General features: G+C 44.0%; 22 protein-coding genes, 2 tRNA genes and 1 other annotated feature. Of the genes, 18 read left to right on the forward strand and 6 right to left on the reverse strand.

Annotated features, from left to right (window positions below; all coding sequences use genetic code 11):
• The first annotated feature begins 217 nt into the window (after nt 1-217).
• On the forward strand, nt 218-868 hold the full coding sequence (locus IAE45_RS17335; RefSeq protein WP_200127506.1) for an HAD hydrolase-like protein: 651 nt from the start codon (nt 218-220) through the stop codon (nt 866-868).
• A gap of 48 nt (nt 869-916) precedes the next feature.
• Here the strand turns inward: IAE45_RS17335 and IAE45_RS17340 are convergent, their stop codons facing one another.
• Entirely contained in the window at nt 917-1,273 is a 357-nt protein-coding gene (locus tag IAE45_RS17340; protein WP_015509034.1) for an iron-sulfur cluster biosynthesis family protein, read from the reverse strand.
• 391 nt (nt 1,274-1,664) lie between these two features.
• On the opposite strand from IAE45_RS17340, the gene IAE45_RS17345 reads away from it, so the two are divergent.
• Entirely contained in the window at nt 1,665-2,099 is a 435-nt protein-coding gene (locus tag IAE45_RS17345) for a universal stress protein (RefSeq protein WP_005237544.1), read from the forward strand.
• A 358-nt stretch (nt 2,100-2,457) separates the two neighbouring features.
• Nucleotides 2,458-2,697 (forward strand): hypothetical protein, encoded by a 240-nt coding sequence (locus IAE45_RS17350; RefSeq protein WP_096742256.1) that lies wholly within the window; start codon nt 2,458-2,460, stop codon nt 2,695-2,697.
• Nucleotides 2,698-2,792: 95 nt separating this feature from the next.
• Here IAE45_RS17350 and IAE45_RS17355 read toward each other — a convergent pair.
• Nucleotides 2,793-2,865, reverse strand: a tRNA-Thr gene (locus IAE45_RS17355).
• A 194-nt stretch (nt 2,866-3,059) separates the two neighbouring features.
• On the opposite strand from IAE45_RS17355, the gene IAE45_RS17360 reads away from it, so the two are divergent.
• Nucleotides 3,060-3,133, forward strand: a tRNA-Asn gene (locus IAE45_RS17360).
• 114 nt (nt 3,134-3,247) lie between these two features.
• Here IAE45_RS17360 and IAE45_RS17365 read toward each other — a convergent pair.
• Together IAE45_RS17365 and IAE45_RS17370 are read right to left on the reverse strand one after the other, a co-directional pair.
• Nucleotides 3,248-4,636 carry a hypothetical protein gene (locus IAE45_RS17365; RefSeq protein WP_200127508.1) on the reverse strand — a complete coding sequence of 463 codons (1,389 nt, stop codon included), beginning with the start codon at nt 4,634-4,636 and terminating at the stop codon, nt 3,248-3,250.
• On the reverse strand, nt 4,633-5,022 hold the full coding sequence (locus tag IAE45_RS17370; protein ID WP_005237540.1) for a GntR family transcriptional regulator: 390 nt from the start codon (nt 5,020-5,022) through the stop codon (nt 4,633-4,635). Before IAE45_RS17370 ends, IAE45_RS17365 begins: the two co-directional genes overlap by 4 nt.
• A 164-nt stretch (nt 5,023-5,186) precedes the next feature.
• Between IAE45_RS17370 and IAE45_RS17375 the strand changes: the two genes are divergently transcribed.
• From IAE45_RS17375 to IAE45_RS17400, 6 genes are all read left to right on the forward strand, one after another.
• Entirely contained in the window at nt 5,187-6,203 is a 1,017-nt protein-coding gene (locus tag IAE45_RS17375; protein ID WP_200127510.1) for an acyltransferase family protein, read from the forward strand.
• Between the two features lie 119 nt (nt 6,204-6,322).
• The gene (locus tag IAE45_RS17380; RefSeq protein ID WP_005225135.1) at nt 6,323-7,651 is read left to right on the forward strand and encodes an aminopeptidase C; all 1,329 of its coding nucleotides are present in this window, start codon (nt 6,323-6,325) and stop codon (nt 7,649-7,651) included.
• Between the two features lie 345 nt (nt 7,652-7,996).
• Entirely contained in the window at nt 7,997-9,385 is a 1,389-nt protein-coding gene (locus tag IAE45_RS17385; protein ID WP_008377011.1) for an L-cystine transporter, read from the forward strand.
• A gap of 159 nt (nt 9,386-9,544) precedes the next feature.
• Nucleotides 9,545-10,324, forward strand: coding sequence for a tyrosine-protein phosphatase (locus IAE45_RS17390; protein ID WP_200127512.1), 780 nt, complete (start codon nt 9,545-9,547; stop codon nt 10,322-10,324).
• A 16-nt stretch (nt 10,325-10,340) separates the two neighbouring features.
• A complete protein-coding gene (locus IAE45_RS17395; RefSeq protein ID WP_200127514.1) occupies nt 10,341-11,171 on the forward strand; it encodes a fructosamine kinase family protein in 831 nt (276 codons plus the stop codon).
• Between the two features lie 15 nt (nt 11,172-11,186).
• Nucleotides 11,187-11,945 carry an acyl-ACP thioesterase domain-containing protein gene (locus tag IAE45_RS17400; protein WP_195266105.1) on the forward strand — a complete coding sequence of 253 codons (759 nt, stop codon included), beginning with the start codon at nt 11,187-11,189 and terminating at the stop codon, nt 11,943-11,945.
• 50 nt (nt 11,946-11,995) lie between these two features.
• On the opposite strand, the gene IAE45_RS17405 is transcribed toward IAE45_RS17400, so the two are convergent.
• Nucleotides 11,996-12,964: an asparaginase gene (locus tag IAE45_RS17405; protein WP_200127516.1), complete on the reverse strand. Its 969-nt coding sequence runs from the start codon at nt 12,962-12,964 to the stop codon at nt 11,996-11,998.
• 88 nt (nt 12,965-13,052) lie between these two features.
• On the opposite strand from IAE45_RS17405, the gene IAE45_RS17410 reads away from it, so the two are divergent.
• The 3 genes from IAE45_RS17410 to IAE45_RS17420 all read left to right on the forward strand — a co-directional run bounded on the left by IAE45_RS17410 (nt 13,053) and on the right by IAE45_RS17420 (nt 15,385).
• Nucleotides 13,053-13,883 (forward strand): DUF72 domain-containing protein, encoded by an 831-nt coding sequence (locus IAE45_RS17410; RefSeq protein WP_140966232.1) that lies wholly within the window; start codon nt 13,053-13,055, stop codon nt 13,881-13,883.
• 8 nt (nt 13,884-13,891) lie between these two features.
• Nucleotides 13,892-14,752, forward strand: coding sequence for a Cof-type HAD-IIB family hydrolase (locus IAE45_RS17415; RefSeq protein WP_142424943.1), 861 nt, complete (start codon nt 13,892-13,894; stop codon nt 14,750-14,752).
• A 102-nt stretch (nt 14,753-14,854) separates the two neighbouring features.
• The gene (locus tag IAE45_RS17420; protein WP_195266103.1) at nt 14,855-15,385 is read left to right on the forward strand and encodes an HAD family hydrolase; all 531 of its coding nucleotides are present in this window, start codon (nt 14,855-14,857) and stop codon (nt 15,383-15,385) included.
• A gap of 71 nt (nt 15,386-15,456) precedes the next feature.
• Here the strand turns inward: IAE45_RS17420 and IAE45_RS17425 are convergent, their stop codons facing one another.
• Nucleotides 15,457-16,806 carry an aspartate kinase gene (locus IAE45_RS17425; protein ID WP_077454038.1) on the reverse strand — a complete coding sequence of 450 codons (1,350 nt, stop codon included), beginning with the start codon at nt 16,804-16,806 and terminating at the stop codon, nt 15,457-15,459.
• Between the two features lie 358 nt (nt 16,807-17,164).
• On the opposite strand from IAE45_RS17425, the gene ezrA reads away from it, so the two are divergent.
• From ezrA to tpx, 5 genes are all read left to right on the forward strand, one after another.
• Nucleotides 17,165-18,886 (forward strand): septation ring formation regulator EzrA, encoded by a 1,722-nt coding sequence (gene ezrA / locus IAE45_RS17430; protein ID WP_016611694.1) that lies wholly within the window; start codon nt 17,165-17,167, stop codon nt 18,884-18,886.
• A 186-nt stretch (nt 18,887-19,072) separates the two neighbouring features.
• The gene (locus tag IAE45_RS17435; protein WP_312189834.1) at nt 19,073-20,215 is read left to right on the forward strand and encodes a cysteine desulfurase family protein; all 1,143 of its coding nucleotides are present in this window, start codon (nt 19,073-19,075) and stop codon (nt 20,213-20,215) included.
• A 47-nt stretch (nt 20,216-20,262) separates the two neighbouring features.
• Complete coding sequence (gene thiI / locus IAE45_RS17440) at nt 20,263-21,471, forward strand: tRNA uracil 4-sulfurtransferase ThiI (protein WP_005225147.1); 1,209 nt, start codon at nt 20,263-20,265, stop codon at nt 21,469-21,471.
• A 152-nt stretch (nt 21,472-21,623) separates the two neighbouring features.
• A complete protein-coding gene (locus IAE45_RS17445; RefSeq protein ID WP_005237525.1) occupies nt 21,624-22,277 on the forward strand; it encodes a redox-sensing transcriptional repressor Rex in 654 nt (217 codons plus the stop codon).
• 65 nt (nt 22,278-22,342) lie between these two features.
• On the forward strand, nt 22,343-22,834 hold the full coding sequence (gene tpx, locus IAE45_RS17450; protein ID WP_008377033.1) for a thiol peroxidase: 492 nt from the start codon (nt 22,343-22,345) through the stop codon (nt 22,832-22,834).
• Nucleotides 22,835-22,891: 57 nt separating this feature from the next.
• Nucleotides 22,892-23,126: a binding site (T-box leader), on the forward strand.
• Nucleotides 23,127-23,376 lie beyond the last annotated feature (250 nt).

Genomic DNA, 23,376 nt, shown 5'->3' on the forward strand with positions numbered 1-23,376 from the left:
CGCATGACTGTTAATCATGATGTCGTAGGTTCGAGTCCTACTGCCGGAGTTGCTTGATAGCATCTGCTATCTTTTTTTTTTGCATAAAATGAGCAAATAAAGACGTTGCCTTTGGTGGGGCAGCGTCTTTTTTATTTAGATGAGATCAGAACGAAAAGGAAGAAGTGTTGCCTGTACTGCTGTTTTTTTCTATACTATTAGAAAAGGAGACGATAGCGTGAGAAAAAAAGTACTTTTTGATTTAGATGGAACGATCATTGATTCAAGTGAAGGAATCTATGGATCGATTCAATATGCGATGGAAAAGATGGGAAAAGAGCAATTAGCGCAAGACATACTACGGAGTTTTGTGGGACCGCCTTTGATTGAATCCTTCCGTGGCTTGGGCTTAGATGAAGCAGCTGCCCAGCAAGCTGTTGCCTTTTACCGTGAAAATTATCGTCAAGCGGGGATGTTTCAAGTCCAACCATATCCGTTGATCGAAGAAACATTGCAGGAGCTGGCGCAGGAGCACGATTTGTATATCGCTACGTCGAAACCAGAAGTTTTTGCAAAAGAGATCCTGACCCATCTCAAGTATGATGGCTATTTCAAAGGAATCTATGGGGCGGATCTTGAGAATAAACGTGGCGAAAAAGCGGCGGTTATCCGCTACGCACTTACTGAGATCGAAAAGGAGCAAAAAGCGCAGCAAACCATCATGATCGGCGACCGTGAGCATGATATTTTAGGTGCAAAAGAAAACCAGTTACCGGCAATCGGCGTTTTATATGGTTTTGGGTCAAAAGAAGAATTGCTTGATGCTGGTGCGATCGCTTTAGCCGCTGAGACACAAGAACTCTTAGCGTTGATTCCAGATTCATTATAGAGAAAAAGAGCTGACAAGCACCTTACAAGGCGTTTGTCAGCTCTTTTGTTAAGCATTCGTTTGTTTCAACTGTGGAGAGGATTCCAATAAAAGATTGGTATCCAAATAGCCGCTTTCGTTTTTCAAAATCAAGGTTCCTGAAGTTGGGTGAACATCTAGAATCAGATGACCAGTCAAGAACATTTGATCATAGGTTGATGTAAAGAAAGTAAACTGATTGCTTGAGACTAACTCATTGTATGGGTCTAACGGTTCATCGATTGGTGTGATCAAAAAACGTTCGCCGATCATACAGCATCCAGCTGCTGAAGAAAATTGGTTCGATCCGTCATTACTCGTCAGAATATATAAGTCGTGTCCTTCTGGAAAGCGAGCAGCGGCAGTAGGGGTAATATGTAAGTCCATTTTACATGATCTCCTTTTTGAAACGAATGAGCAACAAGCTGTTTCGTTTCGATATTTGTTGATAAACCAAGTGTATCACTCCTCTCAGGGATGTGACAGCAACTTGCTTTTCAACCAACCCAGCTTAAAGTTTTAGCAAGAAAAAGGCGATAATACCGATTATCAGCAAGAAAAGCCCTAAATACAAGAGCACAGTGACTGCAGCATGGAAAAAAGAGCGCATTTCTTTCACCTCGAATCATTGTTCTCCTTATTTTACTGCATAATTGCGGAACCAAGTAAGGACCTTCACAAATCTTAAAGGAAGTTTTAGGTCTCTTAAGAGTAGATCTCGTCATTTTTGTAACGCTTCCATTTTTTGTGGTAAAATAAAGAAAAGGAGGCGATTTGGATGTTACGTAATTCTCAAAATGTACTTGTTGCCTTAGATGGGTCGGATCAGTCAGAAAAAGCGTTCCAAGAAGCACTCGCGATTTGTCGTAGGAACAAAGCCAAATTGTATGTCCTCTCTGTTATCAACAATGCTGAGTTATCCACAAGTGCCTATGCTTTTGCGAAAATTTTTGATCAAGAAAAATTACGTGTGGAAACGGATATGTTGAAAAAAATCTATGATGCCAATCAACATGGGGTGGAAGATGTTGAGGTGATCGTTGAAGTCGGCGATCCAAAACGTTTTATCATTCATGCAGCGACTGAATTGTATCCAATTGATTTGATCGTTATCGGTGCAACTGGTAAAGGCACATTGACCCGAGCTGTCGTGGGCTCAACCACCGATTATGTCGTCAATCATTCGAAATGTACGGTGCTGGTCGTGAAGTAAAAATTTAAATTAAACGGAAAAAATATGTTATTTTTTAAGTTAGCACCAGGCATCTCCTTTCAAAAAAATTCAGTTTAGTTGAAAAATCTGCTCTCTTAGCTTTAGGAGAGCGGGTTTTTTGTTGTAAAAAAGAAGTGCCTAAAACTGAGCTGTGAGTAACGATTGAAAACGTCTTTTCGTCGTTCTATCAAAAAATATTTAGGTAAATTGAACTAGGTTGACCGTTAGAAAAGATAGTTTGTTACACTTTTAATAAGCAAAGGCTGTAGGAAAAGTATTGGAGAGAGGGGCTGATAATTTACTGAGTTTCCACGATTCAGCTGGTTGCAAGTGTTCTATCATTGGAAAGGAGAATGAAATGAAACGTGTTGCAGAAAACTATTTGGTTGTTTTTTCGATTCTTTTGCTGATTATATGGTTAGGCTTGATTCAAGTGAAGGAATATTCGCAAGAAGTAGTCCTGTCGATCATTTACTTTATTAATCTATATACGCTCTTGTTTAAATTTAAAGATGCAGCGAGGATGGTGAAAGCCGTTGTATCTGTCCTACTATTGGGTTTTACGATCTTATTTCTTTTGTATATCGCAGGGAATTAGGGGCAATACGAATGATTAAGTTAAGAAAATATCGCTATATTTTGGGAATTAGATGCACAAAAAAAGACAACGTCCGACAAACGTTGTCCTACCAAAGCCACTTGACGGGCTTGAACCGTCGACCTCATCCTTACCATGGATGCGCTCTACCAACTGAGCTAAAGCGGCGTGTTATTTAACACAAGATATAGAATACCGTATAGGCGCTACTTTGTCAATCAGATTTTCGGATATTTCTTGAGAAAAACACTTTGCGGGAAGGGAAGTTTCTAAAAGGGGATTTTCTTGAAAAAAAGGATCAAAAAATCGATTTTTGCTCTTGCTAAATTATCTGACTATTTGGTATAGTACAGATAGATTCTTCCGGCATAGCTCAGTTGGTAGTAGCGCATGACTGTTAATCATGATGTCGTAGGTTCGAGTCCTACTGCCGGAGTATCAAAAACGACCTTCTTTTTGGAAGGTCGTTTTTTGTTGGAAAGAGTATGTTCTTCTGTTGGTTGTGGATAGCCTGAGGATAATGGGTTCCCCAGTTTTTTCTCCAGAACACTTACTCTGCTGAGGAAATCTTCTGTACTAGTTCCTCATATAAGTCCGTCGTTTCGGCGGCTTTTTTATTTGTGTAAAAAACGGTTGGGCCATCTTTGGTGGTGACTTTTAAAATAGGTGTCGAGTTTATGTCCACGAACATTCTGGCTGGTTCATCGGCAACGGTAAACTTACCGATTTGGTAACTGGCGGTTCCTACACCCATGGTACGAACACGAGGCGATGGCAAAGCTTCGATCAATTCCACCGTTTCTATATCTGCCAAAGAGATAGTTGTTTTCCCGGTCATTGGTGCATCAAAGGTGACTTCTTGTCCTTGCACTTCGCCGGTGATCGCATCAGGAGCGAAATCTAAGCGGTACATTGGAATGATAGTACCGACCATTAACACAAGTAAGAAGACAGCGGTGATACCTGCGACGATTTGTCCGCTGCGTTTGCCTAGATTGATGCCGATATTCATCCCAACACGGTCAGGAACGAACAGTCGCGCATCATTAGGATTGATGTAAAAACCATATCGCCAGTAAGCATCTTCGCCATAATAGCGCGGTTGTGCTGCTGGTTCTAAGAGCTGATCTTGTTTTTTACGCAGATCTAGCAACAAGAAGAAGGTAAAGACGATCAAGAAAACAACCAAAACAACAAAGAGAAGTAAGAGGATAGTACTGAATGCTCCAGTAGCGGACATGGACGCCAGCGGAACAGTCAACAAGAGCAGTGTAATGGTACAAGTGACAGCGATCAATAAGGACCAATAGCGCTTTGTTAAATCATTGATGTGCTGGTCGATAGCTGAATCACCGCTGATCCCGCGAACGGGTAAGCGGCTGATGATCACCCAGAGATAGATGAAGAGCGCAAAAATTGCTAAGGAGATGCCGCCCATCAAGTATCCTGTAGAAAGATCAGGCAACTGCCATGCTTGGTACAAACTGATCATCAACAAAATCCCCGCAGGAACGAGGCTATACCACGGCAGCATCCGCTTATTTTTGGCTTGAACGAGTTTTGTGTCGATCCGAATCGGATCGATGGGTAGTTCCCATCCATTGGCAAGGATCAATTGCCGCATTTTTCCGATGTAATGCACTTGTACCAAGTAAGCTGTCCCCAACAAAGCGGCCATATAAAGCCAGAATAGGGTAAGGATGATGGAGTCAGATAAATTGAACAAAAAAAGGAGACTTGCTACACTAAATGTACCAACGATTTGTAAGATACGCTTGCGAAATTCTGTGATCAAGCTGTGGACGCTAGGATCATCCAGATGCTCAGGGGCAAGGGTATTTTCGAGTAAAACATTTTTGTGGGGTTTACTGATCAAGCGTAAACCAAAGGCGGTCGTCCCACAGAGGACGAGGGCAATAATGAAAAAAAGATAAGTCATTTGCATTCATTCCTTTCAGGAAATTGGTCCAGCAGTTGTTGAACATCCGTTAAAAGCGCTTGCTTGCTTTTGCCGTGTAAGAGAGCGGTTGCTAGCTGTAGCTGCAAGTTTTGGCGATACTCCGCTTCTTGTCCGGAAGTAAACGGTGGTGGCGCGGCAACGGCGGTTCCTTTGCGGCGATCTGTGACTAACAAGCCTTCTTCTTTGAGGGAATTGTAGGCTTTTGAGATCGTCATGGTATTGATGCCGATCTCTTCGGCTAGTTGACGGACGGATGGCAGCAATTCGCCAGCGGCCAAATCGCCTTTTGCGATACCGACAATGATCTGTTCCCGCAACTGCTGGTAGATGGGTTGGTTGCTTTGGGTTTGAATATCAAATATCATCGAAAACAGCTCCTTTGTATTGTATATATTAATACAAAATATACAAAATAGCAACTGGCAATCAAATGAACAAGAATCGTTAGAAAAAAGTAAATAGCTTGTTACAGTTCTGTTTCATGGATCAGGTATCCTTTGACAGATACAACTTAGAGGAGGAACTTTTTATGAGCCAATCGCAAAGAACGGCTTACTTTGATAATGCAAAATTTTTACTGATGATCTTGGTCGTCTTCAGTCACTTGCTGCAGCCTTTTATCGGCGATCAGAAGTTTTATCATGACCTATATTATTTTATCTTCACTTTCCACATGCCAGCTTTTGTTTTTCTGGCTGGGTACTTTGCCAAACCGTTGACGAAGGGACACAAGCTTCGTGAGCTGATGAAAAAGTTCTTGCTGCCTTATGTCTTCTTTCAGGTGTTTTACACCGTCTATTACTGGTTGATCGGTCTACGGGAGTCGCTAAAAATCCAACTGTTGAATCCGCAATGGGCACTTTGGTTTTTGCTTAGCATGTTCTTTTGGCAGCTCTCGCTGTTGATCTTTCAAAAAATGTCCAAAAAGCAGGCGATCCTGCTGAGTATCGGCTTGAGCATCTTTGCTGGCTACGTGCCGTTTTTAAATCAAGTGTTGACCTTGCAGCGGACCTTTGTCTTTTTGCCGTTTTTCATTATCGGGTTTTATTTTCCCAAAAATGAGATGCGCTTTTTATTGAAACCAAAGATTCGGACCATCAGTTTGCTTTTTTTACCGATCATCTACACCTTTATCGCGTTTTTTCATGGGATGAACAAGTACATGGTTTTTGGTTCCAAGCCCTATGACGATTACTTGAGCTATCCGTTGTTTGGCGGTCCCTTGCGTGCGGTCTTTTTCGTGATCGGGCTGATGGGGATCATCGGCTTTCTGAGCCTCGTGCCCAGAGAGCACTTGTTTTTTACGAAGTGGGGCAAAAACACTCTGCTAGTCTATCTTTTACAAGGGATCTTCATCAAGGGCTTGCGGGCATTAGCGATCACCGACTTGAATCTATCGGTATTAGGCTTTGTGACGTTGGTGTTAGCCAGTGTTTTACTGACGATCTTGCTAGCCAGTCACCCGATCCGCTTCCTGTATGCACGATTTGAACGAGGACTATCCTTTGTTTTACTTGGCTTTTTGCTTTTGATGCTCACCCTTTAAATCCTTGATACGAGCAACCGCTCTTAGAAAGATGATCCTTTCATTTTTCTAGGAGCGGTTGTTATTTGAGAGGCAGAGGCGTAAAATGGAAGGAACGGAAAGTGAAAGGATGAAGAAATATGTCAGAAATTTCAAAAAAGACCACCGCTGCCTTTGCGCAAGCGTATCAAGACAACAATAAACAAACGGCACTGCAACGGAGTGTGGTGAAAAATGGGATCACCGCTTCTGCAGAAAACGTGTCAGCAAAAGTCAACAATGTGCCGGTTTTCTCAGTCGATGTGACAACAGGGAAAGTCTCAAACCAAAAACAATCAGGTCGCTGCTGGATGTTTGCCGCATTGAATACATTCCGTCATAAGATGCTGAATGATTTCAATTTAAAAGAATTTGAATTGTCGCAAAACCATACCTTCTTTTGGGACAAATACGAAAAAGCCAACTATTTCTATGAAAATATTTTAGCAACTGCCAACGAGCCTTTGACAAGTCGCAAAGTTGCTTTCTTGTTGCAAACCCCACAACAAGATGGTGGGCAATGGGACATGATCGTTTCGATTTTCCAAAAATATGGTGTCGTGCCAAAAACAGTCATGCCAGAAAGCAGCAACTCTTCTAATTCTCGTGATCTAAACAATTACTTAAACAAAAAACTGCGTAAAGATGCGGTTGCTTTGCGTCAGCTAGTAGCCGAAGGCAAAACAGCTGAAGACATCCAAACAGCCAAAGAAGCGATGTTGGAAGACATTTATCGTTTCTTAGCGACTTCTTTAGGCACACCGCCAGAAACCTTTGATTTTGAATACCGTGATGAAGACAAAAATTATCACATTGATCGCAACTTAACACCACAAAGCTTTTATGAAAAATATGTTGGTGTTGACCTTGACGATTATGTCAGCATCATCAACGCACCAACTGCCGACAAACCTTACAATCAATCGTATACCGTAGAAATGCTAGGCAACGTGGTTGGCGGCAAAGAAGTCAAATACTTGAACGTCGATATGCCGACCTTCAAAAAATTAGCGATCGCTCAATTGGAACAAGGGGAGTCCGTGTGGTTCGGTTGTGATGTCGGTCAATCTTCTACCAGAGATACTGGGATCATGGCATTAGATGCCTATGATATCAACGACTTATTTGATATCGACTTTACGATGACCAAAGCAGAACGCTTAGATTTTGGCGAAAGCTTAATGACCCATGCGATGGTCTTGACCGGTGTTGACTTGATCGATGGCGAATCAACCAAATGGAAAGTCGAAAACAGCTGGGGGGAAAAAGTCGGAACGAATGGCTTCTTCGTCATGAGCGATGCATGGATGGATGAATACACCTATCAAATCGTGGTTCGCAAAGAATTCCTGACAGCTGAACAATTGGCTGCCTTTGAAGCAGAACCAACGGTCTTAGCACCTTGGGATCCAATGGGGGCTTTGGCGTAAGGCAGCAATTTCTAATGATTGCCTGAATATTTTCTGAAATTTTTCAAAAAGACGAAATGAAAAAATAACGAACCAGTTGCCGCAATCTAACTGTTAGGAAAGCAGAAATCCTAGCAGCATGGGGGTGTGGTAACGGTTCTTTTTTTATTTTCTGACAAAAAAGCGGTACCATCGCAGAAAACTGGAAACTTATTTATTGTAAGATGAAGCAAACTTCTTTAAAATGGAATAGTCACTAATGATGCCACACGTCTCATTAGAGTGAACTGTTGAAGAATGGTCACTGGGAACCTTTACTTCCTCTGACAGACTTTGTCATGTTTATTGAACAAAAGGAGGATTCAAATGACAAATCTGTTAACTATTATTGTTGTTCTACTTTTTGCTGCCCTTATTTATGGGTTCTATTTATTGCAAAAGCGTCATCTGAAGTTTTCAACGCGGGTCTTTGCGGCGTTGTTCGTCGGGATCGTTTTTGGTGGTGTGCTGCAGCTGATTTTTGGGACAGGCTCTGACGTTGTCACGCAAGCTCTTGACTGGATCACGATGGTCGGTAGTGGCTATGTGGCCCTCTTGCAAATGCTGATCATGCCCTTGATCTTCGTTTCGATCGTTGGTGCTTTCACCAAGATGAAAGAAAGCGAAAAAATCAAGAAGATCAGTTTTACGGTTCTTGCGACTTTGCTAGGGACAACGGCGATCGCTGCCTTGATCGGGATCGTGATGGTCATGGTCTTTGGTCTTGACGGTGCCAGCTTTACCGAAGGGGCAACGGAAACAGCGCGGATCGCAGAATTAGCGGAACGTTCGACACAAGTCCAAGATCTATCGATCCCACAACAAATCGTTTCCTTCATCCCAAGCAATGTCTTCGCCGACTTTGCTGGTACTCGTTCGACAAGTACGATCGGGGTCGTGATTTTCTCAGCCTTTGTTGGGATCGCCTTTCTTGGTGTCAAACGTAAATCACCAAAAGAAGCGGAAACTTTTGCGAATTTGATGGACAGCTTATATAAAATCGTGATGCGTATCGTCACGTTAGTTTTGCGCCTGACACCTTATGGCGTTTTGGCATTGATGACAAACGTATTAGCTTCAAGTGATTTTGAAGCCATCTTGAACTTAGGGAAATTTATCATCGCCTCTTATGCGGCTTTGATTTTGGTCTTACTCGTTCATTCATTATTGCTGATCGCTGTTCGGGTCAATCCAGTGACGTATTTCAAAAAGGCCTTTCCAGTCTTGAGCTTTGCCTTTACTTCTCGTTCAAGTGCGGGTGCCTTGCCATTGAACATTGAAACCCAAACCAAAGCGTTAGGTGTTGATGAAGCCACGGCTAACTTTGCAGGCAGCTTTGGTTTATCGATTGGTCAAAACGGCTGTGCGGGTGTTTATCCAGCGATGTTGGCAACGATCGTTGCACCAACGGTTGGGATCAATGTCTTTGATTGGCAGTTTATCCTGCTGCTAGTTGCAGTTGTTACGATCAGCTCATTCGGTGTTGCCGGTGTCGGCGGTGGCGCAACCTTTGCTTCATTGATTGTCTTAGGCTCAATGAACTTGCCGATCGCCATCGTAGGCTTAGTTATTTCTGTTGAACCATTGATCGATATGGCACGGACACTCGTTAATGTCAGCGACAGTATGGTTGCCGGAATGGTGACCAGCAGCCGTATCAACGAACTGGATCGTTCGATCTTAGATGATTCTGCCGCCGTGATCGAAGCCGAATAGAAACGTTTCGTAACAAGCGAAAGCAAAGAAAGACTGCGTGTGGTCTTTCTTTTTTTTTGTCCGTTAAAGCTCAGCCCATAGAAAAATCTAGGTTTCAGTGCCCTTAATAGCGAAGTTTCTGCTATACTTTTAACTAGAACATCGCGGGAGGGATAAGCAATGACACAATTGATTCAACTAGAACGAGCAGCAAACGTCAGAGAACTTGGCGGCTATCAAACGACAAACGGCACGACGATCAAACGAAAAAAATTGATCCGCAGTGCAGCGATCAATGAATTGACTGCTTCAGATCAAGCAGTACTGGCAAACTATGGGGTCAATCAGGTCATTGATTTTCGCTCTATCGCTGAAGCCAATGCACAACCTGATCGACCGATCGCCACAGCAAAGCAGCTTTTTTTACCTATTTTTAAAGAAGACGAAACGATGGTTTCCTTGTCGCCAGAAAGCTTGAAGCAGCGCTTGGAAGATGGGGAAGATGCCGAAGAGCAGATGAAAAAAGTCTACCGTCACTTTGTTGAAAGCGACTATGCCCGCCAACAATATCGGCAGTTCTTTGATCATGTGATCGCCAATGCGGAAGGCGAAGGAGCAACCTTGTTCCACTGTACCGCCGGCAAAGATCGCACAGGCTTTGGCGCTTTTTTATTGCTACATGTGTTGGCAGTGGCACCAACGACGATCAAAGAAGATTATTTAGCGACCAATCGTTATCTAGCCCCAATGCTAAAAGAAAAATTTGCTCCAATGACCCAGCATTTGCCGCAAGAGCTGTTAACGGCGATCACGGTTTTGATGAGTGCCAAAGAGAGTTTTCTTGATGAAAGTTTGGCTGCGATCGATCAGCATTTCGGTTCGGTCGATCAGTATCTTCTGCAAGGACTAGGGGTGACGAAAGAGGAACAAGCGTATTTGACTGCCCAACTGACTGAGTAAAGAAAGGGAGATCCGTATGGAGGAAGCATTGTTCGCAGCAATCGGGATGACCGGCTCGCTGACGCCCATCAGTGGTGGGGATGTCAATCAAACGTATCGTTTCACTACAGGAGAAAATCGCTATTTTTTAAAGACCCATCCTCATGTTTCATCGATGTTCTTTCAAGCAGAGATCAACGGCTTAGCTGAATTAGCCCCTTTCGTGCGAGTGCCAAAAATCGAACGTCTCGGTCAGACCGAAGAGGGGGCGTTTTTATTGATGGAATGGATCGATGGTGGGGAAGGACAGCAGCGACGCTTAGGCCAAAGCTTAGCTCGGCTTCATCAGCAGACGCAGGAGTCTTTTGGGTTTTACGAAGACAATTACATCGGCTTTTTGCCGCAACTCAATCCGAAAACCACCGATTGGCTTGATTTTTACACAGTCTGCCGTTTGGATGTGCAAGTCGAATTAGCGAAGCTAGGTAATCGCTGGCATGCCAAACGGGGAGCCGCTTATCTGCGTTTGAAAGAATTTTTGCATGAGAATTGGCGTGATCGCAGCGTCACACCTGCTTTATTGCACGGTGATTTTTGGCGGGGGAATGTGCTATTCGATCAACAAGGAGAACCAGTGTTTCTTGATCCGGCAGTCGCTTATGGGGATCGAGAAATGGATATTGCGATGTCCCAGCTCTTCGGCGGTTTTCGTCAGGAATTTTTGGAAGGCTATCAAGAAGTCTACCCATTAGATGAGGATTGGCAAGAGCGACTGCCAGTGTATCAATTGTATTATTTATTGGTCCATTTGAATCAATTTGGCGAAAGCTATGGACCCAATGTCGATGAACTATTGAGTCGTTTTTAGGAGGCAATTAGAACTATGGCAGCAAAGTATCAAACCACGCATGAAGTGGCGTATTATGAATGTGATATCAACCAAACGATGACGTTTCCAGCCATGCTAGGCATCGCCATCAAGACATCAGAAGAACAAAGTGCGGCGTTAAACCGCGGACCAGAAGTCATCGCTAGTTATAGCTTGACCTGGATCATTACCAGCTATCACATAACGGTGACTCGTTTGCCGCGCGTAGGGGAGCAGATCCAAGTGGCGACCCAGGCGAGAGAATACAATAAGTTTTTCTGTTACCGTTACTTTTGGTTATTGGCAGAAGACGGAACGGAACTGGTCAAAATCGAGGCGGTTTTTGCGTTGATGGACCCGGAGACGCGCAAAGTCAGCAGTGTACCAGATGAGATCGTGGCGCCTTTTGGCAGTGAAAAAATCAAGCGAATCAAACGCTATCCGAAGATCACCCCTATCACACAAGGACAATTTTTGCCGTATCGGGTGCGTTTCTACGATATCGATAGCAATCAGCATGTCAACAATGCCATGTATTTCAATTGGCTGATGGACGTCTTAGGCTATGAGTTTTTAACAAAACATGAAGTGACACAAGTGACGATCCGCTTTGATCGGGAAGTGGCTTACGGCCATTTGATCGAAAGCCATTTTCAAATCAATGAGAAGACAGTCGATGAAGCCGGCGAGGCTGTGCCGCTGCAAACGATCCACGAGATCAAGATTGGTGAGGATACTTACTGCGAAGCCATCTTTACTTGGCGAGAAAAATAAAACAACCCTTTTGCCTCCATTAGCGGAATGGCAAAAGGGTTTTTGTTTGGTTAATTCTCCATGAAATCAGGCAGTTCATCCATGGTCAACCCACGGTTTTTTGCTATCAGCAATTTGATGCGGGCTTTTTGGCTATTGATGCTATTGCAGAAAATCACCCCAAGAGCCCGCAATTCGATCCCGCCGCCTAAGTAGTCATAGACCGGCTCGGCAACTCCGTTGAAGCAACGAGAAACTAAGACGACTGGAATGTTTCTAGCGATCAGTTTTTTCAAAGGTTCTATGGTTTGCGGCGGCAGATTGCCAGCGCCTAAAGCTTCGATCACTAGTCCATCGATCAGCGAGTCGGCTAAAGCATCGAACAATTCCCCAGTCATCCCCGCATAGGCTTTGACGATCGGAAACAGTCCGTCGACACGATCAACATCCAAATGGCGGTTATTTAACAGCTCTTGCATAAACAAGATTCGGTGCTTTGTGACTAAGCCGATCGGACCTAATGTCGGGGTACGGAACGTCGCAATATTGGTGGTGTGGGTCTTCGTAACATAACGTGCGGAATGGATCTCATCGTTCATCACGACTAAGACGCCTTTTCCTATGGCATCAGGTGATTTCGCCACCCGAATCGCACTTTCAAAGTTATAAAGCCCGTCACTGCCGATTTCATTACTTGAGCGCATGGCGCCAGTCACCACGATCGGTAACTGACCGCCGATCGTGGTATCTAAAAAGAAGGCTGTTTCTTCCAGCGTATCGGTTCCGTGAGTGATCACGACCCCATCGACACCACTTAAATGCGCCAGCTGGATACGTTGTTTCAGCTGCAGCATCTCTTTTGGCGTCATATGAGGACTGGGAATATTAAAAATATCTTCGACGATCAATTCAACGTCGTCGTCAATGTGGATCGGTGCATCCATCAGTGGATTGCTGACATCAGGGCTGACGCCGCCAGTCAGGGTGTCTTCTTTCATGGCGATGGTGCCGCCAGTGTGCAACACGAGAATTCGTTTCATTTTTTCATCACCTGCAATGATTTATTTACTCTTAACTCAAAACTATTGTATACTATTAAAATAAGAAAACAAGGAGCGATGGGAAAAAATGATTCGAATTGGTTGTACCACATTTAGTGAACATGGCAGTCTCGTGCAAAGAAAAAACTCGAAATTATTTGAGTATGCCCGTTATTTTCCGTTAGTTGAGCTGGATACCACCTATCATTTTTTGCCAAAAGAAAAAGATGTGCGCAACTGGTTGACCCAGATTCCCGAAAATTTTCGCTTTGTGTTGAAAGTCCATCAAAGTGTGACCACCCAAGGGGATCTACCAGATCCGTTGACCATGACTGAAGCGCTGCAGCTTTACAAAGAAGCGATCGCGCCAATGATAGAAGCGGGCAAACTGTTTTGCCTACTAGCCCAGTTTCCCAACAGCTTTAAATGTACGAAAGAAAATGTCGCCTATTTAGACCAAGTGCGAGATTGGTTTGCGGGCTACCCCGTGGCGATCGAGCTGAGAGACAGCAGCTGGTATCAGCCAAAACTGTATCCGGGCATGATCGATTATATGAAGCGAAAACAGTTTTCCTTAGTAGTCGTTGACCAGCCGAAAAAGCTATCGACCACGATTCCCCTTGATCCAACCGTGACCAATCCCGAGTTTGTCTTGTGCCGTTTTCACGGACGCAACGACAGCGGCTGGACAGCGACAGGACCAGACGCAAAAAATCTGCGGACCTTGTATCGCTATGACCAAGCCGAACTAACGGAGTTAAAACAAGCGGTCCAAGCCATCGAAGCCAATGCCAAAGAAGTCGCAGTGGTCTTCAATAATAATGCCGGTCGTGATGCCGCTGACAATGCCCGCGCATTGATCGATGCGCTGCAGATCGATTACGAAGCATTAAATCCTAATCAGCTGAAATTATTTTGAGGAGTCATATGATAAAAGCAATCTTTTTTGATATTGATGGCACACTGATCGCCAGCAACGGCAAGGCGCTTGCCAGTACCCGTGAAGCCATCAAACAAGCCCAAGCCAATGGCGTCCTCTGCGGCATTGCCACCGGACGTGGTCCGGTTGATTTAGAGAAGGTGATCGATTACTTGTCGTTAGACATGTTTATCACCTATAACGGCCAATATGTCTACACGAAGGAAAACTTGATTTATGCCAAACCATTTCCAAAACAAACATTGGAAGCAATCGTAGACTACGCCGATGAAAATTACCGTCAAGTCATGTTTGGCGGAGAAACCCAAGTGGCTGGTAGCTTGACGATCCGTTTAAGCCAATCACCCGTCATGCAGCGCTACTTGCGCTATGTGCCCAAAAAATTTCCCGTCGGTTTTTTAAAGAAAGTTTTGCAGCGCTTCAGTCCCAATCGCAACGCCAAACGTTATGAATCATTGGACATTTTACGAGAACCCATCTATCAGTGTATTATGCTGAGCCCTGAATCAGAGCGCGAAAAATTACGGTCCAAGCTGCCGCAATGTGATTTTAAGCGATCCAATGCCTATTCTGTTGACATCGTGCCGAAAAACGGTTCGAAAATCAAAGGCATCAAAGAATTTTTGGCCTATGAAGGGATCGCGATGGAAGAAGCAATGGCCTTTGGGGATCATTTTAATGATGTGGAAATGTTAGAAGGTGTGGGGATCGGGGTGGCGATGGGCAATGCCCAGCCCATCACCAAAGCCAGTGCTGACTTTGTGACGGACACCAATGATCATGACGGCATCAAGAAAGCCTTGATCCATTTTGGGATTATTGCCGAGGATGCCCAAGCAAGGGATTGAATAAAAAAATAAACAAGGTGTAGCCAATCCATGAAGCAATGTAGGAGACAGCGTAGAACCATGAAACAGAACCATTAGAAAAAGCAGAAAGAAGCGAGCAAAATGAGTCCATTTGAAATGACGGAAGAGTTTCATAAAACCTTTGATCCAACGCGACCGCCATATCCACAAGCTTTTTCAGCGGAAAAAGCCCAGTTTCGTGCTGGTTTTAAAATTGAAGAATTAGTTGAGTTCCTTTATGCTGCCAGCAACAATGACGAAGAGACCTTCCAATCAGGTCTGGAGCATTTGCATCAAGCGATCGATCAAGCCCAAGCCAAGCTGGCGGCCAAACAACAGCCTGTCAGTGATTCCCTAGTGGAACAAGTCGATGCGCTCTGTGATCTGCTGTATTTTACCTATGGCTCTTTTTCACTGTTAGGGGTCGATCCAGCGCCGATCCTGGCTATCGTTCATGAAGCCAACATGGGGAAACTTTTCCCAGATGGGCAGCCCCATTATGATCCTGAGACCCACAAAGTCATGAAGCCGAGCGATTGGGAAGAACGGTATGCTCCTGAACCGCGAATCAAGGCAGAAATCAACCGCCAATTGGCGCAAAAACAAGCGCAAGCCCAAGAATCGTCAGAATAAAAACCAAACGTGCCAGTTGCCCGTTCCGATTGCTTATCAGCAAAAGGAGTGGTGCAACTGGCACGTTTGGTTTAATCAAAGAACGTGTAGTAAAGGGTTCTGACAGCGGCTTTTTCTTGTTCTTTGTGGATGCCGAACATGATGCTGACCTCAGAGGACCCTTGGTTGATCATCTCTAAGTTGATATTTTTTCGCGCAAGGGCAGCGGTACTGTCGGCAGTGATCCCGACTCGTTGACGCATTCCTTCACCAACAACGACGACCATGGAGAGATCGTGGGTCATTCGCAGTTCATCGGGATCGATCTCGTAGGCGATTTTGCGCAGCAGTTCTTCTTCCAATACTGGATTCAACTGGTTGGAGCGCATAATGATCGAGATATCATCGATTCCTGAAGGCATGTGTTCATAATTTAAATCAAAATCACGAAAAATCTCTAAGACTCGTAGCGTGAAACCAACTTCGCGGTTCATCAAGTATTTGCGGATATAGATCATACAAAAGCCTTCGTCACTGGCAACGCCGATCACCGGCTGATCCAAGTTGTCTCTTTGGTTGGTGATCAAGGTACCGGGATGACTTGGGTTATTGGTGTTTTTGATCACCACGGGAATTTTTGCATGGTATGAAGGCATCAACGCCTCATCGTGCAACACAGTAAAGCCGGCATAAGACAGCTCCCGCATTTCTCGGTAAGTCACTTCTTTGATGGACTCTGGATGATGAACGTAGCCTGGATGAGCAGAAAAAATCCCATCGACATCGGTAAAGTTTTCGTACAATTCTACTTGCAGGCCAGCCGCCACGATGGCACCAGAAATATCTGATCCCCCTCGAGAGAAGGTACAAATCTCGCCGGCTTCTGTGTAACCAAAGAAGCCAGGAATCACTAAGATTTCAGAACTATCGCGCCATTGTGCGATCTTGGCGTACGACTTGTTCAAGATACGGGCGTTTTGGGGTTCATCCGTCACTAGCAACCCAAGTTCTTGTGGATTCATGTAGCGAGCAGCTAACCCACGACTTTGTAAAATCCCTGCGATCAATTTGGCATTGTTGTCTTCGCCGCTTGCCAAGACCGTATCATAAAGATGCGGATTGTCTTGGGTAGGCAGCGTTTGAAAAGCCGCCAATGATTGCCAGATGCGATCTAAATGGATCTGTTCGATATTAAAAGGGGCGGCGATCGCGGTATAGCGGGCATAGATTTCTTCGATTAAATCAGTAATTTCTTCTTGAGCACACAGACGGGTACAGACTGCTAGTAACAGATCGGTGACTTTCTGATCGTCACTGGAACGCTTACCAGGCGCTGAAACAACGACAAACCGTCTTTTAGGATCACTTTCAATTATCGCAACAACTTTTTCGACTTGTTCGGCTGAGGCAAGGGAACTGCCTCCGAATTTCGCTACTTTCATTTGACATTACTCCTGTTCAAGCTTTTTACTAGAGTACAGTTTCAATAGGGAGAAATCAAGCGGTTTCTTGAAAAAAATCGGAAAAATCAGAAAAAAAGTCACTTGTTGATGTAAATTTCACGATTTGTTTTCATTATCGCTGGAAAAGCCGTGAATGATTTTATTCAATGCGAAAAAAGTCGATCTTTTTTGCCTCAATCTAATGCTTGATTTTTTTCTTTATGCTATAATCTAGCGTAGATGCTTTTTTATAAAGGGACTGTCTGTCCTTTTTATGCTCAATGAACTTATCAATCAATCTGCTGATCAGCAGGTTTTAGACGAAACATGTATATTTGAAAATTGGAGGAACCACAAAATGGGAACTAATATCATCTTTGGAATTGTCATTGCCATCATCATCATCGCAGCGGTCTTGTATGCAATTGGCTTTTTCATGCGGAAGAAAAACCAAGAAAAGCTAAATGACTTGGAAAAACGCAAAGAAAATCTGTTTGACTTACCGGTGATCGAAGAAGTCGATGAAGTAAAAAGAATGCACTTGGTTGGTCAAAGTCAAAACACCTTCCGTGAGTGGAACCAACAATGGACAGATATCTCCACAAAATCTTTTGCTGAACTTGAAAGTCAAATCTTTGAAGTGGAAGAACTAAACGAACGCATCCGCTTTTTCAAAGCAAAAGGGGCGATCGTCCAAGCCGAAGCGACCATGGATGAGATGGAACGTCAAGTAGAAGAGATTCGCGCCGGCTTGAAAGAATTACGAGAAAGTGAAGAACGAAATTCACTGGAAGTCCAAAAAGCGTTGGACGTTTACGAAGACTTGAAGAAGAAGCTACGGGATCAAGGCGAAGAATTCGGTCCTGCCTACAATGAGCTGCAAAAACAAATCAAAAACATTGAAATTGAGTTCACCCAATTTGTTACCTTAAATACTTCAGGCGATCCTGTGGAAGCACGGGAAGTGTTAGACCAAGCGGAAAAACACACCTATGAAGTGGAAGACTTAATGAAACGGATCCCAGCGGCGTACGAAGAATTAAACCGCACCTTCCCAGATCAGTTGAAAGAAATCCAAGATGGCTACAAAAAATTATTAGAACAAAAATATGTGTTCCCAGAAGCAAACTTCCAAGAAGAAATCAACCGTGTGAAAAAACGCGTTGAAAACTCCATGAACGATCTAGCGAAAACAGAAGTCGCTTCCGTTGAAGTGGCAAGTCGTGATACTGCAAGTGATATCGATGCCTTGTATACAGTGATGGAACGTGAGATCAACGCTAAGAAATATGTCATGAAAAATCGCCAAATCATTGAAGACTATATTGACCACGCAACGAAGAACAACCGTCAATTGTTGATCGAGTTGGATCATACGGCACAAAGCTACACATTGAATCATAATGAATTAGGTCGCGTCCGTGGTTTCCAAACGGAAGTCGACGAATTGGCTCGTCGCAACAACGAGTACCTACCACAATTAGAAAAGCACGAAATTCCTTATTCAGAAGTGCAAAGCTTCTACAAAGATGCCTACAAGATTTTGGATGATGTGGAAAGCCAGCAAGTCGAAATCGATGATTCCCTTGCGGAATTACGTCGTGGCGAAAAAGTTGCGCAAGAAAAAGTGGAAAGCTTCGAATTCCGTCTACGAAACTTGAAGCGGTTTGTTGAGAAGCAACGCTTACCTGGTTTGCCAGGCGAGTATTTAGAATTCTTCTTCGTGGCAACAGATCGGGTGGAAGAATTAGGCAAAGAATTGAACAAGATTCGCATCAACATGCAAGAAATCAATAAATTGGTTTCTGTCTGTGAAGAAGATCTTGATCTTTTAGATGAACAAACGAAAGACTTAGTGGATGCTGCGGCATTGACTGAGCAAATGATGCAATATGCCAACCGCTATCGTCATTCTCATCCAGATATCAAGGCAGCGATCGACAAATCACTTTACTTGTTCAGTAAAGAATATCGCTATCAAGATGCGCTAGATGAAATCGGCACAGCGTTGGAACGAGTAGAACCAGGTGCCTTCAAACGGATCGAAAACTTCTACTTCAATAACCGCGACTTAGTATAATACGAAAGCCAGCAGTGAAAAACTGACTGGCTTTTTTCATGGAAAGAATGGCTCGCTGCATGAGTACCGCTTACGAAGGAAGGAAAAGTTTCCTTTAAATAAGGGCAAAGCCAGCGAGTCACCTTGAAACTCAGCCCAAGAGCAGTTATAATGGGAAAGAATTTTTTTAGAGAAAGGGTCCTATCATTGATCTATTTTGACAACAGTGCAACAACCGCTATTTATCCACAAGCTTTAAATACATATGTCCAAGTCAGTCAGCGAATCATCGGCAATCCCTCAAGCCTGCATGATTTAGGAAATCAAGCCAATCGCCTGCTGCAGCAATCACGTCAGCAGATCGCCGATCTGTTAAACGTTTCTTCCAAAGAGATCGCATTTACCAGTGGGGGAACTGAAGGAGACAACTGGGTCATCAAAGGGACTGCTATAGCGAAAAAAGCCTATGGAAATCACCTGATTATTTCCAGTATTGAACACCCTGCCGTCAGTGAAACAGCGGCTCAATTAGCCGAGTTAGGGTTTGAAGTCAGTGTTGTGCCTGTCGATGCCCAAGGCTTTGTCAACGTGTCAGAATTAGCAAAGTTAATTCGCAAAGAAACGATTTTGGTTTCGGTGATGGCGGTCAATAATGAGGTAGGATCGATCCAACCGATCCATGAGATCGCAACCGTGTTAGCGGACTACCCAACGATCCATTTCCATGTAGATGCCGTCCAAGCCATCACAAAGGTGCCACAAGAGCAATGGTTCAATGAGCGGGTCGATTTTGCCGTGTTCTCTGCACATAAATTTCACGGACCTCGTGGCGCCGGCTTTATCTATTGGAAACAAGGTCGTAAGTTGGCGCCGTTGATGACCGGTGGTGGGCAAGAGCAAAATCAACGCAGCGGTACCGAAAATGTACCAGGGATCGTTGCTATGGCAAAAGCCCTACGTTTAGCGACCGAGCAAAAGGCTGAAAAGCCGAACCATGTTCAATTATTAAAAGGCTATTTGCAAGAAGCACTGGCTGGGTACGAGAAAGTCACGCTTTTTTCTGGCACTGAAGGGTTTGCGCCACATATACTTTGTTTTTCATTAAAAGGGATCAGAGGAGAAGTCTTAGTCCATGCCTTTGAAGAAAAGCAGATCTATCTTTCGACGACAAGTGCTTGTTCCTCCCGTAAAAAGATGGCCAGCAGTACGCTTCATGCGATGCACGTTCCGGAACAGTTAGCGACATCGGCTGTTCGTATCAGTTTAGATGAGAGTAATACGATGGCTGAAGTCGAGCAGTTTCTGATCGTCTTCCACCAGTTGTACCAAAAATTTTCGAAAATCAATTAAGCACGATAGACCACTATAAAATCAATCCAAATCAAAGGAGTTTTCTCGTGAATTATTCAGAAATCATGGTTCGTTACGGCGAACTGTCAACAAAGGGCAAAAATCGTCGTAGTTTTATTATGCAATTAGCTTCAAATGTTAAACGTACCTTAGCAGATTATCCCCATGTCAAAGTTCATGCCGAGCGAGATCGCATGCACTTGCTATTGAACGGTGAAAACAGCCAAGAGATCATTCCTAAGCTGCAAAAAGTCTTTGGGATTCAAAACTTTTCCCCTAGTATTCGGGTTGAAAAAGACATTGAGGTATTAAAGAAAGCCGTTCAAGACGTCATGGCAGAGATCTATACGGGTGTTGAGACCTTTAAAATCACAGCCAAACGCAGCGATCACTCGTTTGTGCAAGATAGCAACCAGTTGAATTTGACCTTAGGTAATGCGGTGATCGACCGTTTTCCTGATATCAAGGTCCAAATGAAAAAACCAGATATCAATTTGCGGGTAGAAATACGGATCGATGGCGCTTATTTGTCCTATGAAACGATCCAAGGAGCAGCCGGCCTACCCGTTGGCACCAGCGGTAAGGGAATGTTGATGCTTTCTGGCGGTATCGATTCGCCCGTTGCAGGCTACTTTGCAATGAAACGCGGCGTTGAGATCGAAGCGGTCCATTTCGCAAGTCCTCCTTATACGAGTGAACAAGCATTACAAAAAGCCAAAGATTTAACGAAGAAGCTTGCGCCTTATGTAGGAAGCATTCAATTTATCGAAGTTCCGTTTACGGAAATCCAAGAAGAAATCAAAAACCGCGTACCGCAAGGTTATTGGATGACCATCACTCGTCGGATGATGCTGCGTTTGACAGATGCGATTCGTGAGGCTCGTCACGGTTTGATCATCTTAAATGGTGAATCATTAGGACAAGTCGCTTCACAAACTTTGCATAGCATGGTCGCCATCAATGAAGTAACCAATACGCCGATCGTGCGCCCAGTGGCAACGATGGACAAATTGGAGATCATTGAAGTTGCCGAAGCCATTGATACCTTTGAATTGTCGGTTCAGCCCTTTGAGGATTGCTGCACAATCTTTGCGCCTCCTCAACCAAAGACGCGCCCAAGACTGGATAAAGTACATCAATATGAAGAGCGTCTCGATATCGAAGGGATGATGGAACGGGCGATGGCTGGGTTGAAACTGGAAGCAATCACGGCAAATCAAGAAAAAGCAGCAACTGAATTCGCTGAATTCTTATAATAAACTCTCTTTTTAAACTACGACCACAACTGTTATGGAACATTTGTGGTCGTTTTTCATCGTGTGAGAGAGTTTGTGAATATTTTCTTGCTATTGAAAATGGAACATGCTACACTCAATATGTGAATCATTTAACAAGGAGGGTGGACAGGATGGAAGCATTAAGAGATAAAAAACTTCCGAAAGCAACGGCAAAACGTTTGCCAGCTTATTTACGACACTTAAAATTACTGGATGCCTCAGGTATTCAGCGAATCAAATCAAAAGAATTTGCAGAAATCACGCAAGTTCCTTCAGCCACGATCCGCCGGGATTTTTCTCATCTAGGAGAATTGGGTAGAAGTGGCTATGGCTATGATGTTCCTTATTTGATCGAGGTATTGAGCTATATTTTAGAAACCAATGAGGAGAAAAAAATCGCCTTGATTGGTTATGGAAATTTAGGAAAAGCGTTAGCTAACAACAATTTTCGCAGAAATGAAAATCTTTCCGTTATCGCGGTTTTTGACAATGATCCAGAAATGATTGGTCAGACCATTAGTGGGCGTTATGTCTATGGAATGGACCAATTGGCGGAAGTCGTAGCAGAAAAAGGGATCACCGTAGCGATTTCGACTGTTCCTAGTCGCTATTCACAAATGGCGATCGATGCGATCGTGGATGCTGGGATCACAGCAATCCTGAATTTTGCCCCTGATCCCGTCATCGTGCCAAAAGATGTCAATATCCAATACATTGATTTGACGACAGAATTGCAAACCTTGATCTTTTTTGATACGACCTACTCGCAAAAATCGAAAGTCTGAGCAAATCCTTTTCGTTTTTTGACAATCTTTCTTATACTGGGAGAAAATGCTATAGGAGAGATGTTATGCAAGTTACACGCAAAGAAACGGTTTATGAGATGCCCGGCAACCAACCAAAAGTAGGGGATAAAGCAGCTGATTTTCGCTTGAAAAGTTTAGAGGACAAGGAATACACACTGACTGATTTTTTAGGAAAACCAACGATCATCAGCGTTGTTCCCGATATCGTGACACGCGTTTGTGCGTTGCAGACCAAGCGTTTCAACCAAGAAGCAAGTCAATTGGATGATATAAATTTTGTAACGATCTCTAACAATACAAAAGAAGAACAAGCACAATGGTGCGGCCAAGAAGGCGTCGACATGATCATGCTTCATGATCCGGCGAATACCTTCGGTGAGGCCTATCAAATCATGATCCCAGACTTCGGTCATTTTGCCCGAGCAATTTTCGTTTTGGACCGTGAAGGCGTGATTCAACACGTTGAGATCGTGCCTGAGATCTCCCACGAACCGGATTATCAAGCAGCCATTGATGCGGCGAAAGCAAACCTCTGATTGACTTTCAAAAAAGTTCATTGTAGAATGTAGCAAGATGAAACAAGAATCTATGATAGCAAGACAATGTTCAAGAGGAGTATCAGTGACCCTGGCGGTCAGAGAGAAGTCGGTCGGTGCAAGACTTCCCCAGACACTGAAAAGGTAGCTTGAAGGTCTTTGATCCGAACCACGGTTTGTTTCTTGCAGACAAAGCCGCACAGTAAGATCAAGCGCGTCGTGAACGTTACCTCACGTCAAAGTGGCAGAGCAATCTGCAATTTAGGTGGTACCGCGTATCAGCGCCCTAATGCCTCGGCATTAGGGCGCTTTTTGCTGTGAATCACTGCGACTGGCCCACAAAGAGGGACAGAGCAGATGATGAACAGTACTAGGCGACCATAGGGAGCGTAGTAACCGTACTAGGAATCACTATGACTGGCCACAAAGTGAGACAGAGCAGATGATGAACAGTACTAGGCGACCAAAGGGAGCGTAGTAACCGTACTAGGAATCACAACGACTGGCTTGCGGAGCAAGACAGAATAGATGATGAACAGTAC

Source organism: Enterococcus sp. S53 (genome assembly GCF_016516865.1).
GTDB classification, from domain to species: Bacteria; Bacillota; Bacilli; order Lactobacillales; family Enterococcaceae; genus Enterococcus_D; species Enterococcus_D innesii.